The following is a 13649-nucleotide window of genomic DNA, read 5'->3' on the forward strand; positions in this document are numbered from 1 at the left end:
ACGTGATAAGTTCTGCTTATAACTCATGACGCATTTTTCACGGGACGCATCAGAGGGCAGCACCCGCAGGTGATAACCAGCCAATCGCGGTGATATGTGTCTTTCCCGCAGGGGGTATTTTGCGCTAGGGAAAGGGCATGTCACTTACCGATGCCCAGCGCGCTGAAATTGCCGCACACGCCCAAGAAACAAGCTCCACCCGTCGGCCAACGGTGCCTGCGCTGGAGGCCATGCTGTATGACCCGCAGGAGGTGCTTGACCACGGCTTTCTGCGCGTTATCGACTATATGGGGGATGATTCCGCCATTGTGCAGGCGGCGCGTGTTTCCTATGGACGCGGTACCCGCAAAGTGTCAGAAGATGCGGGGCTTATCCGCTATCTGATGCGGCATCGTCATTCCTCGCCGTTTGAAATGTGCGAGATCAAATTTCACGTCAAACTACCGATTTTCATTGCCCGGCAATGGATTCGTCATCGCATGGCCAGCGTGAACGAATATTCTGCACGCTATTCGATTCTGGACAGTGAGTTCTATCTGCCCGCGCCAGAACATATGGCCGCCCAGAGTGAAATTAACCGTCAGGGTCGCGGTGCCGTGCTGGAAGGCGCAGATGCTGCCGCCGTGCTGGATATTCTGCGTGATGATGCCATGCGCACCTATCGCAACTATGAAACCATGCTGGATACGGACGAAGGCTACGGTCTGGCCCGCGAACTGGCCCGCATCAATCTGACCCTGAATACCTACACCCAGTGGTACTGGAAGATTGATCTGCATAATCTGATGCACTTTCTGGCCCTGCGCCTTGACCCGCATGCCCAGTACGAGATCCGGGCATATGCGGAAGTCATGCTGAAGATTCTGCATGCGTGGGTGCCGCAGACAGCCTCGGCCTTTGAAGACTACCGTCGGGGTGCGGTCACATTCTCGGCCGGGATGATGAAGGTTCTGCGCAGCATGCTGGCTGGTGAAGCGGTTGAGCGTGCCGATTCGGGCCTGAGCAAGCGTGAGTGGGATGAAATGATGGCCAGCCTGAAAGGCTGAAAAGGACGCGCAGATGGATCATGATCATGAGGCATCTGCGCCTCTCCCCGTCAATCGGGACGAGATTTTTACCCCGGTCCCCGGCGCAAACCGGGTAGAGCAATTAGACGCAGAAACGGCCTTCAAATTACCGACCTTCACCCCGTTTCTGGTGGTGGCCGGTGTTCTTGTGGCAATCTGGCTGGCGCTGTTTTTGACGGCCCCGAAAAACCCGCGGCCGCAGCATCTTCATCTTTGCAAAACAGAAGGCCCAGACGCCCATACGTCCATCTGTTTGCATTGAGTTATAAGATTTTTTCTAAAGCAGATTATTTTACGTCTGTATCAATCAGATGCTCTTACCGTCCTGAGTTCAGATTCATTCTTTATTTGCAGCGTGGATACGTTCAAGCGTTTTTATTGATCCGTCTCTATTATGCGGCAGCGTTTAGCTTTCGTGCCGCAGACGGCGGGAAAGCAGATTACCCAGCCCTTGCAGGCCTGTTACCAGAACAATCAAAACAGCCACAACCCCAAGCATAACGGGGGTGTTAAACCGCTGATAGCCATAGCGAATGGCCAGATCACCCAAACCACCTGCACCAATGGCCCCTGCCATGGCCGATGCGCCGACAAGCGTGACAAGCGTGACGGTAAAGCCGGAAATAAGACTGGGCAGACTTTCGGGTAGCAGAACATAGCGGACCACCATCCAGCGTGTTCCCCCCATGGCACGCACGGCATCCACCAACCCGGCATCAACTTCACGCAGGGACACTTCTGCAATACGGGCAAAGTAAGGAATGGCCGCAATGGATAACGGCACAATAGCTGCCGTAGTACCCAGTGCGGTGCCCGCTATCAGGCGTGTAACCGGGATCAGCAGCACCAGCAGAATAATGAAGGGCACTGCACGGACAGCATCAATAACAAGCCCCAGACTGCGGGCCAGAAGCGGCATACGGCACAGACCTGACGGGCCTGTCAGCACCATCAGCACTGCCAGGGGCAGGCCGCCCAGAACGGCCAGAAAACCAGAGGCTAGAACCATTTCCAGTGTCTGTCCGGTCGCACGGACAAGCAGATCAAGAATCAGCCGGGACATACCCCAAGACCTCCACAGACTGACTGGCATTTTTCAGAAAAGCGATAATATCCATCGACGGATCAGCCATTTGCACTAGCACATCAACTTCTGCCGCTGTGCTGTTCTGCCGCATTTGTGTGGCCAGAACCGTGGCGTTGACCTGATGCTGCTTGGCAAGCTGTTCTAGCAAAGGGCTGACAATATCCTGTTCGGCCAAGGCAAGTTTCAGCACGGTCTGGCTGCTGTTGCCCGGTACGGTAGAAAATCCGGCTGGTAGGGGCAGATCAGCGGTATTTGGTGCAGACGGGGCCAAAACATCTTCAGGCCTGCCGCGGCCAATAATGCGCCCTTTATCAAGCACCAGAACACGGTTGGCCAGTTGCCGCACAACATCCATTTCATGCGTGATGAACACGATGGTCAGGCCAAGGGTGCGATTTATGTCAGCCAGAAGGGCCAGAATGGAGGCTGTGGTTTCTGGATCAAGGGCAGATGTCGCTTCATCACACAGCAGCAATGTGGGGTTGGCTGCCAGCGCACGGGCAATCCCAACACGCTGCTTCTGACCACCAGATAACCGGGACGGATAGTGTCTGGCGTGGCCACCAAGGCCTACAAGATCAAGCAGTTCGGCAACGCGTTGGGTGCGTTGCGGCTTCGGGATACCGGCAATTTCAAGCGGCAGCGCAATGTTTGCAGCAACGGTGCGCGAGTTGAGTAGATTGAAGTGCTGAAACACCAGACCAATTTTACGGCGCAGCATGACCAGCCGCTGTTCAGGCAGCGTGGCAAGATCTTCTCCTTCAAGGAGGATGCGCCCGGAATCTGGTCGCTCCAGCCCGTTCAGGCACCGGAGGAGGGTCGATTTCCCAGCCCCGGAGCGTCCGATAATCCCAACGCTTTCCCCTTTTGAGACAGAGAAGCTGATGTCCTGTAACGCAGCGTGCGGCCCGAAAGACCGACTGATATGTTCGACCTGAAGAAGTGTCATGACCACGCAGGCACAATGGCCCCATGATACACATCCAGCAGAGACTGCCGCACATTGGGCTGATGGAACGCGTTGACCAGTGTACTGACCCACGGTGCTTTCTGGTCAGCTTCGTTTACAGCAATGAAGCAGACATAGGGGTTGTTTTGCAGGGATTCCTGCCCAATGCGCTGTTTTTCAACATCAATCCCGGCTTTTTTGGCCCAATCTGTGTTGACCACTGCACCATCCAGATCAGGCAGGGCACGCCCGACTACACCGGCATCGAGCTCCTTGATGGTGATGTTGCGTGGGTTTTCGGTAATGTCGATTGCAGTTGGCGTCAGGCCAGCACTTTCTGAAACCTTGATAAGCCCCAGTGTCTGCAACAGCTTTAGGGCTCGGCCTTCATTGCTCGGGTCATTGGGCACGCCGATTGTTGCATTCTGGGGTAAGTCTTTTACAGACTTCCAGCGCCCGGAATAAAGCCCGATCGGGGCGAAGTAGGTGTTCCCAACCGGCACAATATGAAAATTGTTGGCAGTGTTCTGGGCCGTCAGGAATGGTCCATGCTGGAACGCATTTGCGTCAAGTTCATGCTCAAACAGCGCTTCGTTGGGGGCATTGTAGTCTGAAAAAGGGATGATTTTCAGCGTCAGCCCGGCCTTGGCCGCATTTTCAGCCGCAACACGCCACACATCTTCATCCTCGCCGGACATGATGCCAATACGCAGTGTCTGAGGGGATGCGGCAAAAGCCTTACGGCTGGCAAGGGCCGCACTACCAAGCAGGGCCAGAGCAGACCGGCGAGAAAGAGCAGAAAAAGACATGGCGTACCGCACCTGTGCTGAAAGAACACGATATTAACGGAGGGGGCTGATTGAATGTAAGAAAAACACGTTGTCAAGAGTGATTAAAAAAACGCCTGACCATAATACGAAAACAAAACGGATTTAAGGGGTGCATCTTCTTCCGGTCGCGTGTGTCACATATTTGCCATGTGAGTTTTGGGAAGAAACGTGACTGTTCTTTATATCTTATCAGTTTCAAAAGCTGATAAGGCAGAACGGTTAAGAGGCAATGCCAAAGTGAGGCAGCAGGCAGGCGGAGAAACAGACCGCCAAATCAGGCTGACAGCATGTGAAGCACCCTTCAGACCCCAATTATAGTGAACAGGAATTAAAGCGGATGATCATTTTAAAGAAACAGAAACTGCATCAGGTCTGTCTGGCGCTGTCGGTGGCAACGTTACTGGGTGTAAGTGTTGCAGCTCATGCCGAAACCGAGCGTGAAAAACAGACTGCTGCCTGCAAAGGCGACGCTGTAAAGCTTTGTGCCCTGTATATTCCTAACGAAGCGAAAATCACCGCCTGTATGGAAAAGAAAAAAGAGAAGCTAAGCCCCAAATGCCGCGCCTTTTTTGACAAAGGCAGCAAGCAGAAAAAGACACCTTCCAAAAACTGACCAGTCGTTCCCGGTTATCAGCTTTATTGGAGCCGATAGCCGAGATGCAAATACACTGTAGGCCTTAGCCAGTTTGCCTTGCCGGGTAGCCTTTACTGGGCTGTCGTCTGACGGCGCAGAGCGTCTGCCGTGGTGCGGGCAATACGGCGGAAAGCCTGCGCCGCTTCGCTGTCCGGGTCGCTTGCCACAATGGGGTTACCTTCATCGCTGCTGGCACGGATAGTGGCCAGCAGGGGCACTTCACCCAGAAACGGAACACCCATGGCATCGGCTTCCTTGCGGGCACCACCATGGCCGAACAGTTCGGTGTTGTGGCCGCAGTTGGGGCAGCAGAAATAGGACATATTTTCGACCAGCCCCAGAACAGGGACTTTCATTTTCTCAAACATGCTGACGCCACGCCGGGCATCAATCAGCGCAATATCCTGCGGGGTTGAGACGATGATAGCCCCTGCCAGCGGCACTTTCTGCATCAGGGAAAGCTGGGCGTCGCCGGTGCCGGGGGGCATATCCACAACCAGAACATCCAGTTCTCCCCAGTCCACATCTGTCAGAAACTGGGTAATAGCCCCCATGACCATTGGCCCGCGCCAGATCATGGCCTGTTTTTCTTCAACCAGCATCCCGATGGAAACAGCGTGCAGACCCCACACAGGAATGGGCTGAAGACGACCATTGTGAACTTCCGGCTTGCCTGCGGTGCCAAGCATGCGGTGCAGCGATGGGCCGTGAATATCGGCATCCATCAGGCCCACCTTCAGGCCTTCCTGTGCAAGCCCGATGGCCAGATTGGTGGCCGTGGTTGATTTGCCTACGCCACCTTTACCAGACGCTACGGCAATAACGGCTTTTACCCCCGGCAGGACGGGCGCGTTGGGGTCCGCTGGCGGGCCACCGAAGGGCCGATGGCCAGCTCCCCCTGCGGGTGGACGTGCCGCGCCGGGTTGGGCCGGGGCTGCGGGCCGGTGGGCGGTCAGAATAATTGTGGCATCCTGCACATCCGGCAACGCTTTCAGGCGCATGGCGGCTTCATCGCACAATGGGGAAAGCAGCGCGGCTTTTTCTTTCGGCACGGCCAGAGCGACAGACAGCTTCCCTTCTTCCAGCCGGAACCCTTCCAGCTTGCCAAGGGCCAGCAAGGAATGGCCTGTCCGGGCATCCGTTACCGAATCCAGAACCAGCGCAATGTCATCATGGTGAAGGGGGGAGGAAGTCTGTGCCAATGGTTTTGTCCTGATCTGCAACGAAATGCGGCGTCCGCGTGTGTTGGCAACAGCAATGCGGGTAGGCCGTCAAGGGATAAAGGTGGCTTTGGTGCTTTGTTCTGCAAGGCAGAGCGCGTAAAGAAAGCAGGATATAAGGCCACCGGACTGACATGGCTTTATCATGATACGCGTTAAAAGGGCCAATTTCGTTCCATGACTGCACAGCCCGACCTTCAGGCAACAGCGCAGACCCGACAGGCGCAGACACCCCAGCCCGCAAAACCGCGTTCCGCCATCAGTCCGGGCCGGGATCATCGGATTGATGCCATGCGGGGCGTTGCGCTGTTGATGATGTTTGTGGACCATATTCCACAAAGCCTGCTGAACCGCTTTACCATGCGCAATATTGGTTTTGCGGATGCGGCGGAGGTCTTTGTGCTTCTGGCGGGCTATGCATCCTGGCTGGCCTATGGGCGTGGCTTTCGTAAATACGGCACGCTTGGGTGCCTGAAACGCATCTTCCGCCGGTGTGTGCAGCTTTATATTGGCCAGACCATTATGGTCATGGTGTCCGTGCTCAGCATCCGTCTATGGCGGCATTATACGCCGGTGCCCGTTGATTTTCTGGAACCAGAACTGGCGCACGGCATGAGCTGGGTCTGGCGTGTCATGATGTTTGACGCGCTGCCCAGCAATCTGAATATTCTGCCGCTTTACATCGTGCTGCTGGCCGGTTTTCCCATTTTCTATCTTTTGATGCGCATCCATCGTTCGCTGGCACTGTTGTTGGCGGGGGCATTGTGGATGCTGGTTAATCTGGACCCCGGCCTGAATTTTCCCAACTGGCTTGACCCGGACGGCTGGTATTTTAACCCGTTCGCATGGCAGTTTCTGTTTGCGCTGGGTGTTTCTGCTTCAGCCGAGACAGAGCGTCGTGGCGCAGATTTTCCCCGGCTTGATCTGCTTGCGGGCTGCTGCATGCTCTATCTGCTGTTTTCAGCCCTACAGGCGTTTCCTTGGGGGCAATGGGGGCTGCCTGACCTTCGGCCTTTTGGCAGTATGATCATGCCGGAAAAAAGCTGGCTTTCTCCGCTTCGTTTGCTGGATGTCATGGCCATTTTCTATCTGGTGCAGTCTTCCGCCCGCGCACGGCGCTGGGCCGCAGAATCGCCCACAGGGCAACTTCTGGCGCGGGTTGGCCGCCATTCGCTTGAAATTTTTGTGGTCGGCACGCTGCTAGACCTTTATGCGCGGCTGATTTTCAACACGTTTGGGGATGGCTGGGTCTTGCAGGTTGTTGTGAATGTTACGGGGCTGAGCATCCTGTTCGGGCTGGCAGCATGGCTGGACAAATACCGTTCGCGTCAGAAACTGGCAGCCCTTGATAAACAGGCAAAAGCGTAATGATCGCACTCGTTCTGCCTTGCTGTGGTCGTATTTCTGAAACAGGCTGACGTTCTGGCTCGATCGTGCGATAGAGTAAAAACGACCTTGTTTTCTGACTGTTGAGAGTGATTTCAGCCCATGCGTCTGCCCGTTCGTCTCCTTCGTGCCGGTTCTCTCTCATGTGTATTGCTGGCGGGGGTAGCAGGACCTGTTGCGGCATGGGCTGCGGATACAAATGCGGCCCCAGCCGCACAACCTGTGGTTGCAGGTGGTATGGCGCGGGGGGTACCCAACAGCTTTGCTGATCTGGCAGACCGCCTGCTACCGGCTGTGGTCAATGTTTCGACAACCCAGACCGTGAAAAACGGCGATGATGAAGACGAAGAAGACGGCGATGGGGAAGATCAGCTTCCGCAGATGCCGAATTTCCCGCAGGGGTCACCCTTCGAAAAATTCTTCCATGATTTCATGAACCGCCAGAACAGCCCGGACGCACCACCGCGCCGGATGCAGGCGCTGGGGTCAGGCTTTATTATCGACCCCGCAGGTTACATTGTGACCAATAACCATGTTATCCGCCATGCCGATAAAATCACGGTCACGTTGCAGGACAACACGGTTCTGACGGCAAAAGCTGTCGGTCATGATGACCGGACCGATCTGGCGCTGCTGAAGGTCGAAAGTAAAAAGCCTCTGCCCGCCGTACATTTTGGCGATAGCGACAAACGTCGAGTGGGTGACTGGGTGCTGGCGATTGGTAATCCCTTCGGCCTTTCCGGCACCGTGACAGCAGGGATTATTTCCTCACGCGGGCGTAATATTGATCAGGGCCCGTATGATGACTTCATCCAGACGGATGCGCCCATCAACAAAGGGAACTCCGGCGGTCCGCTGTTTGATATGGATGGCAATGTTATTGGCGTGAATACCGCTATCTACTCACCCTCCGGCGGGTCAGTGGGGATTGGGTTTTCCATTCCGGCCAATGAAGCCCAAGGCATTATCGAACAGTTGCGTAAGACAGGTAAGGTCTCACGCGGCTGGCTTGGGGTGCGCATTCAGAACGTGACGCAGGATATTGCGGATGGTCTGGGCCTCAGCCCGGCGCGTGGCGCGCTGGTGGCCGGTGTGGAAAAAGACGGGCCGGGTGCCAAAGCCAAGCTTCAGACAGGGGATGTCATCCAGTCGCTTGATGGGCATGTCATAGAAGGGAAGGCGCTGCCCCGTCTTTCGGCACAGTTGCCGGTTGGAACTGTTGCCCATCTGGGCGTGTGGCGTCATGGCAAAACCATTGATGTGCCTGTTACCATTGGTGCATTGCCGGAACCCGCTGCCGAGCCCGAAAAAAAGGCCGCCCCAGCCCCCAAGGGCGGTGGAGAGATCAGTCTGTCCACGTTCGGGTTGTCTGTGGGGCCGCTGGATGCCGCCGCGCGTCAGAAATATAACCTTCCAGCCAGTCAGAAAGGCGTTGTGGTTACAGCGGTCAAAGATGGTGGTCTTGCCTCTGACCGTGGTCTGAAGGAAGGCGATGTTGTGACGGAAGTGCAGCAGGCAGAAGTCAACAGCCCTGCAGATTTGAAGAAGCGGATTGAAGCAGCCCAAAAAGCCAAGAAGAAATCCATTCTGCTTCTGGTGCATGACGCCGATGGTCTGCGGTGGGTGCCCTTTCCGCTGACGGGTGATGATGCTCCCTGATTTTACGCCATAATCCCAATTCATTTATGGCGTCTTTTTCCTTCTCCGCCCGCTGGCTGAATAATGCGACAGTCAGGCAGACTATCCGGCTACTGGTGTCTGTCGGGCTGTCGGGGCTGGTAGCGCTGATTACCCGCCTGCAGGAACCGGGCTGGGCTCTGATTACTTCAGTCATTGTGACCCAGAGCAGCATTACCGAAACCCTGTCCAGCGGGCGGTATCAATTGGTGGGCACCTTTATTGGTGCAGCAGTCAGTATTCTGCCCATCACGCTTCTGATTTTTCACTGGCCTTTGTGGCAGGCGTTTACTGTTGCCTTTGTGCCGTTGGCGGTTCTGGCATCATGGCGGCCCAATACCCGCATGGCCGTTGTCACACTGATGATTGCGACGCTGTTCCCCACGCAGGATGATCCGTACCTGCGGCCGGTGGAACGTGTGTTGTCGATTCTGATTGGTGTCAGCGTATCCATGGTGGTGTCTTACGTCGTGCTGCATGAACAGGCGCGGAGGGATGCGTTTCGGAATGCTGCCACTACAGTACGCAAAATTGTCGATATTCTGGCCCATGCGCGTGATCGGGATATCGACTGGCTGGGTATTCAGGATCTGAATGACGAATGTGCGGCTTCGCTCCGCAAGGTGCAGGCGGCTGTGGAAGAAGCCCGTCGCGAGCGCTGGCGGCCGCTGGAGCAACGGGACCCCATGCTGGCCGCGCTGCCCAAAGCCCTACGCCAGTTGCAGATGGATTCTTTGGTGGTCGCACGGGCCATCCTCAGGTCGCCTAAAACGCGTTCAACTTTGACGCGGGACAAGGCTGAAGCCTTGAGTGCCGGAGTGATGCGCGGCTTCGACTGGATTATCACCCGGTGTGAGGCAGAGGCCGTATCCCGATCGGGCGAGGAATATCGCGTGGCGGCCGGTGTGATCAGCGGCCTGCCGAGCGAGAATGGCATTGATGATGAGATTATCAGCTTTGCCCTGCATATTCTGAAAACAGACCTGACGTCACTCATTCGTCTGCTGGGTGAAGATGACGCAGATAGAGCCTAGAGCGTAAGACAAAGACGGCAGGTGACAGTCTTTTCTGGTTGCGCCACGTTAAGGGGGAAATATCGGAGTTTGGATCTGGCCTCCTCCTGTGTCCAAGCCCGAGCCAGAAAAAGGAGTGGTATCATGGCTTCTGAACCCAACATCGCCATTCAAATCCAGACAACCGGCGGCCCCGACGTGCTGCAACCGGAGAGACTTCCCATACCCACGCCAGCCAAGGGTGAAGTCCTGCTGCGGCAGGAGGCCATGGGGGTCAATTTCATTGATACCTATTTTCGTTCCGGACTTTATAAATTGCCTGCGTTTCCTGCCACGCTGGGTATGGAAGGGGCGGGTGTTGTTGAAGCTGTGGGGGAAGGCGTGACCTCTCTCTCGCCGGGGATGCGGGTAGCCTATGCGGGTGTTCTGGGGGGCTATGCGCACTATCGCACCATTGCGGCTGACCGACTGGTTGTTTTACCAGAGGGAATCAGCTTTGAAACGGCAGCGGGTGTCATGCTGCGTGGGCTATCTGTTCATATGCTGTTGCGTCAGGTTTATGACGTGAAAAGGGGTGACCCCATTCTGGTCTATGCTGCTGCTGGGGGTGTGGGCCAGTTGATGTGCCAATGGGGCCGCCATCTGGGGGCTCGCGTTATTGGCGTGACCTCTACCCCAGAAAAGGCAGAACTGGCGAAATTCTGCGGGGCATCAGATGTTTTGATTGGCACTGACAACCTCGCGAACCGGGTGCGGGATTTGACTGGTGGGTCTATGGTTCCAGTTGTCTATGACAGCATTGGTCGGGATACGTTTGAAGCCAGCCTGAACTGTCTGGCTCCGCGCGGGTTGATGGTGAGTTACGGCAATGCCTCCGGCCCTGTTACCGGGCTAGATGTCGGGACACTGGGTGCGCATGGCAGCCTGTACCTCACACGTCCCTCTTTGATGACCTATATTGCCAATCCGGCTGAATTACAGACATCGGCCAAGGCTCTTTTTGCGCTGCTGGAGCAAGGGGTGCTCAAGCCCAGTATCGGGCAGCGTTTCAACCTGAAAGAGGCCGCCAAAGCGCATGAGGCGCTTGAATCACGCCAGACAACCGGTAGCACCATTCTGGTTGTCTGACGCACGGCTGCGCACCGGTTTTTGCGCGGCAGGCATGTAACAATGCAGGAATATGCCCCATATGGCATGACGGCGTGCAGCATATGGGGTAGTCTTGGTTTCAGCGTTCCAGAACACTGGAAGGCAGAAAGAATGCAAGGATAGTCTGATATGGCAAAATGTCTGTCAAAATGCCCGAAATCTCCGTGTGTACGCGGTCTGCTGATTGTTGGGCTGATTGCCTCTGTCGTATATTTTTTCCGTAAGAAAAAGTGCTGCGGCTAACCTGAAGGCATAATGCCCCAAGGTTCCAACCCTCGCTCTGGGAACAGAGCGGGGGTTTTTTATTGGGTGAAACAGTTATGATAAGCAGTTTTTCTGACGTTTCTTTTTCAAAAATAGCTAATCATGTTTATTAAATATTAATTCTTTCAAAACAGTTCAGCAAAACTTATAAACAGTCTGATTATATTCAGGAGAGGCAGTTGACGACTGATACTGAGATTAAAGACCCCGTGGTTTCCGCAGCTCCAGTAGAAAGCACTGTCTCTTCAGCTCCACCTGCTCCGCCAGCACCCTCAAATGGGTCTCCCGCTTATTTATCGCCGGCAGAAAAACCCGTTCTGGATGGTGGAAACGGCGTTTTCTTTGATTTCAATCTGGGTGCGCGTGTTCTTTTGCCGCAACGGACGGAAGGGAAATGGCGCATCACCCTGCGTGATCTGGATACAGGCAACATCCTGTTCCAGAACGAAAATACCGGGGCCTTTGTCTCGTCCGCCAAACGCTATTATGTCCGTTTTGGCATCGAGGTTGTGGATATTAGCGCGACAGGTGTTGAAACCGTCGTGCTTGAGCATGAATATGACGCAAAGGGAAAAGACGTTATCATCCAGCTTCCGGTTGGAACGCTGGGCGATACGCTGGCATGGTTCCCATATGTGGCCCGCTTTGCCGAGACCTATGGGGCACGCGTAACCTGTTTGCTGTCGGGTCTCATTCTGCCATTGTTAAAAGATGCCTACCCTAATTTGCGGCTCATGACGTCTGATGACGCTGCGAAGGAAGGGATCTGTGCCCAATCCTATGCCACATACTGCATTGGGCTGTTTTTTGATGATGAAGCCAATGCCCAGCAGCCAACCGATTTTCGGTTTGTCGGGCTGCATCGTACGGCAGGTTATATTTTAGGTGTCTCCCCGCAGGAAGAAGCGCCCAGAATGGTTCTGCCTGATGATACCCGGCCTATCCCCGAACCCTATGTGTGTATTGCCGTGCAGGCCAGTACCCAGTGCAAATATTGGAACAACCCGACAGGCTGGCAGGAAGTCATTACCTTTCTGAAGCAGAAGGGCTATCGGGTTATCTGTATTGACCAGAAACCCGTTCATGGAACAGGCATTGTCTGGAACCATATTCCGCATGGAGTGGAAGACCAGACCGGCAATCGTCCCTTGGCCGAACGTGCGCGTTGGCTGAAGCATTCCGAAGCCTTTATTGGTGTCAGTTCCGGTCTGGCATGGTTGGCGTGGGGGGCAGGGGCCAGAGTTGTTATGGTCTCTGGCTTTACACATCCTACCAATGAATTTGATACGCCATACCGTGTTATCAACTGGCACACCTGCAATTCCTGCTGGAATGACCCGCGTGTACGCTTTGATCACCATAATTTTTTATGGTGCCCCCGGCATGAAAATACCCCCCGGCAGTTTGAATGTTCGCGACTGATTACCGGGCAGCAGGTCATTGGTCAGCTTAAGAAAATAGTGGGCGAATAAGGGCGGCTTACGCTCTAGCCGCCGGGGCGAGCAAAAGCAGAACCGTGGTTTTTGCTCCCCTGAAATCTGCGATCAGGCGCGTTGAGGCAACGCAATGCGTTGCGCACGGGTTGTGTTATGGTGCTGGCGTTGTATCAGACTACTCCATAACTGCTTGTCTGGACCCCGTGTTGTCAGACTGATTTCAGAAAGGATAAGGGCGTTGCATCCTATCGTCTCCCGTCTTGCGTCTTTGGCTGCTGGTACCGCTGCGGTCTGCGCCCTCACTTTGGGTGGTGTGGCTGGCCTGTCGGCACAGGCGCATGCACAGGCTTCCGTGCTGCTTAAGCATCAATCTGCCAAGGCCGTGGTTGAAACCGTTGACCATGACGCCCGCGAACTGCTGCTGCGCGAAGCCAATGGCCATCTGATTACCATTGAATACGGGTCTTCCGTGCGCGATCTTCCGCATGTCAACGCAGGTGACAAGCTGAGCATCAGCTTTGTGGAAACGCTGGGTGCAGACCTGGCCCAGCCGGGCAGCCCACTGCCGGAATCAACTCTGACCACGGCTCGTGGTTATGTGCATGGCCACCCACGCGGCGTTATTGCGTCTTTCCGTCGTGAACGCGCCAAGATCAACAGCATCGACGTGCCGACCCATACCATCTCCTTCACCACGGATGATGATACGTCTCACGTTGCTGTGCTGCGTACGAAGGCGATGCAGGATTTCCTGAAAACCCTGAAAGTGGGTGACGTGATTGATATCACGCGTATGGAATCCATTTCCTACATCATCCTGAATGATACGGTTGCACCGGCCACGCCAGACGCTCCTGTTGCCCCTGCTGCCGCGGCAGATCAAACTGCACCGACTGCACCGACTGCACCAACACCGGCTCCGCAGGCGCAGTAAGGT

At 55.2% G+C, this 13649-nt stretch carries 13 protein-coding genes; 9 read left to right on the forward strand and 4 right to left on the reverse strand.

Annotation, left to right across the window (positions count from 1 at the left end; genetic code table 11):
* Window positions 1-137 precede the first annotated feature (137 nt).
* Window positions 138-1046, forward strand: a complete 909-nt coding sequence (gene thyX / locus Abin_RS09315) for an FAD-dependent thymidylate synthase (RefSeq protein WP_048846188.1) — start codon at window positions 138-140, stop codon at window positions 1044-1046.
* 13 nt (window positions 1047-1059) lie between these two features.
* The gene (locus tag Abin_RS09320) at window positions 1060-1329 is read left to right on the forward strand and encodes a hypothetical protein (protein WP_048846190.1); all 270 of its coding nucleotides are present in this window, start codon (window positions 1060-1062) and stop codon (window positions 1327-1329) included.
* A 144-nt stretch (window positions 1330-1473) separates the two neighbouring features.
* Here the strand turns inward: Abin_RS09320 and Abin_RS09325 are convergent, their stop codons facing one another.
* From Abin_RS09325 to Abin_RS09335, 3 genes are read right to left on the reverse strand one after another with little or no spacing between them, the layout of a single operon-like run.
* Window positions 1474-2130, reverse strand: a complete 657-nt coding sequence (locus Abin_RS09325) for a methionine ABC transporter permease (protein WP_048846192.1) — start codon at window positions 2128-2130, stop codon at window positions 1474-1476.
* The gene (locus tag Abin_RS09330) at window positions 2111-3103 is read right to left on the reverse strand and encodes a methionine ABC transporter ATP-binding protein (RefSeq protein ID WP_048846195.1); all 993 of its coding nucleotides are present in this window, start codon (window positions 3101-3103) and stop codon (window positions 2111-2113) included. The genes Abin_RS09325 and Abin_RS09330 overlap by 20 nt, the downstream gene beginning before the upstream one ends.
* On the reverse strand, window positions 3100-3912 hold the full coding sequence (locus Abin_RS09335; protein ID WP_048846197.1) for a MetQ/NlpA family ABC transporter substrate-binding protein: 813 nt from the start codon (window positions 3910-3912) through the stop codon (window positions 3100-3102). The genes Abin_RS09330 and Abin_RS09335 overlap by 4 nt, the downstream gene beginning before the upstream one ends.
* Before the next feature lie 358 nt (window positions 3913-4270).
* Here Abin_RS09335 and Abin_RS09340 point away from each other — a divergent pair, with 358 nt between their 5' ends.
* On the forward strand, window positions 4271-4546 hold the full coding sequence (locus tag Abin_RS09340) for a hypothetical protein (protein ID WP_048846201.1): 276 nt from the start codon (window positions 4271-4273) through the stop codon (window positions 4544-4546).
* Window positions 4547-4638: 92 nt separating this feature from the next.
* On the opposite strand, the gene Abin_RS09345 is transcribed toward Abin_RS09340, so the two are convergent.
* Complete coding sequence (locus tag Abin_RS09345; protein WP_048846203.1) at window positions 4639-5769, reverse strand: Mrp/NBP35 family ATP-binding protein; 1131 nt, start codon at window positions 5767-5769, stop codon at window positions 4639-4641.
* A gap of 309 nt (window positions 5770-6078) precedes the next feature.
* Between Abin_RS09345 and Abin_RS09350 the strand changes: the two genes are divergently transcribed.
* The 6 genes from Abin_RS09350 (at window position 6079) to Abin_RS09375 (ending at window position 13646) form a co-directional block, all read left to right on the forward strand.
* Window positions 6079-7155 carry an OpgC family protein gene (locus Abin_RS09350; RefSeq protein ID WP_237595693.1) on the forward strand — a complete coding sequence of 359 codons (1077 nt, stop codon included), beginning with the start codon at window positions 6079-6081 and terminating at the stop codon, window positions 7153-7155.
* 120 nt (window positions 7156-7275) lie between these two features.
* On the forward strand, window positions 7276-8832 hold the full coding sequence (locus tag Abin_RS09355) for a DegQ family serine endoprotease (RefSeq protein ID WP_048846207.1): 1557 nt from the start codon (window positions 7276-7278) through the stop codon (window positions 8830-8832).
* 26 nt (window positions 8833-8858) lie between these two features.
* Window positions 8859-9884, forward strand: a complete 1026-nt coding sequence (locus tag Abin_RS09360) for an FUSC family protein (protein WP_048846209.1) — start codon at window positions 8859-8861, stop codon at window positions 9882-9884.
* A gap of 123 nt (window positions 9885-10007) precedes the next feature.
* Window positions 10008-10991, forward strand: a complete 984-nt coding sequence (locus tag Abin_RS09365) for a quinone oxidoreductase family protein (RefSeq protein WP_048846211.1) — start codon at window positions 10008-10010, stop codon at window positions 10989-10991.
* 464 nt (window positions 10992-11455) lie between these two features.
* A complete protein-coding gene (locus Abin_RS09370) occupies window positions 11456-12748 on the forward strand; it encodes an autotransporter strand-loop-strand O-heptosyltransferase (protein WP_048846213.1) in 1293 nt (430 codons plus the stop codon).
* Window positions 12749-12950: 202 nt separating this feature from the next.
* The gene (locus Abin_RS09375; protein ID WP_048846216.1) at window positions 12951-13646 is read left to right on the forward strand and encodes a hypothetical protein; all 696 of its coding nucleotides are present in this window, start codon (window positions 12951-12953) and stop codon (window positions 13644-13646) included.
* Window positions 13647-13649 lie beyond the last annotated feature (3 nt).

It is taken from the genome of Acetobacter indonesiensis (assembly GCF_000963945.1).
In the GTDB taxonomy this organism is placed as follows: Bacteria; Pseudomonadota; Alphaproteobacteria; order Acetobacterales; family Acetobacteraceae; genus Acetobacter; species Acetobacter indonesiensis.

Bases quoted from the DNA above. Each gene is read 5' to 3' on its own strand.
- thyX (WP_048846188.1), top strand. From the start codon at position 138: ATGTCACTTACCGATGCCCAGCGCGCTGAAATTGCCGCACACGCCCAA.
- Abin_RS09320 (WP_048846190.1), top strand. From the start codon at position 1,060: ATGGATCATGATCATGAGGCATCTGCGCCTCTCCCCGTCAATCGGGAC.
- Abin_RS09325 (WP_048846192.1), bottom strand. From the start codon at position 2,130: ATGTCCCGGCTGATTCTTGATCTGCTTGTCCGTGCGACCGGACAGACA.
- Abin_RS09330 (WP_048846195.1), bottom strand. From the start codon at position 3,103: ATGACACTTCTTCAGGTCGAACATATCAGTCGGTCTTTCGGGCCGCAC.
- Abin_RS09335 (WP_048846197.1), bottom strand. From the start codon at position 3,912: ATGTCTTTTTCTGCTCTTTCTCGCCGGTCTGCTCTGGCCCTGCTTGGT.
- Abin_RS09340 (WP_048846201.1), top strand. From the start codon at position 4,271: ATGATCATTTTAAAGAAACAGAAACTGCATCAGGTCTGTCTGGCGCTG.
- Abin_RS09350 (WP_237595693.1), top strand. From the start codon at position 6,079: ATGCGGGGCGTTGCGCTGTTGATGATGTTTGTGGACCATATTCCACAA.
- Abin_RS09355 (WP_048846207.1), top strand. From the start codon at position 7,276: ATGCGTCTGCCCGTTCGTCTCCTTCGTGCCGGTTCTCTCTCATGTGTA.
- Abin_RS09360 (WP_048846209.1), top strand. From the start codon at position 8,859: ATGGCGTCTTTTTCCTTCTCCGCCCGCTGGCTGAATAATGCGACAGTC.
- Abin_RS09365 (WP_048846211.1), top strand. From the start codon at position 10,008: ATGGCTTCTGAACCCAACATCGCCATTCAAATCCAGACAACCGGCGGC.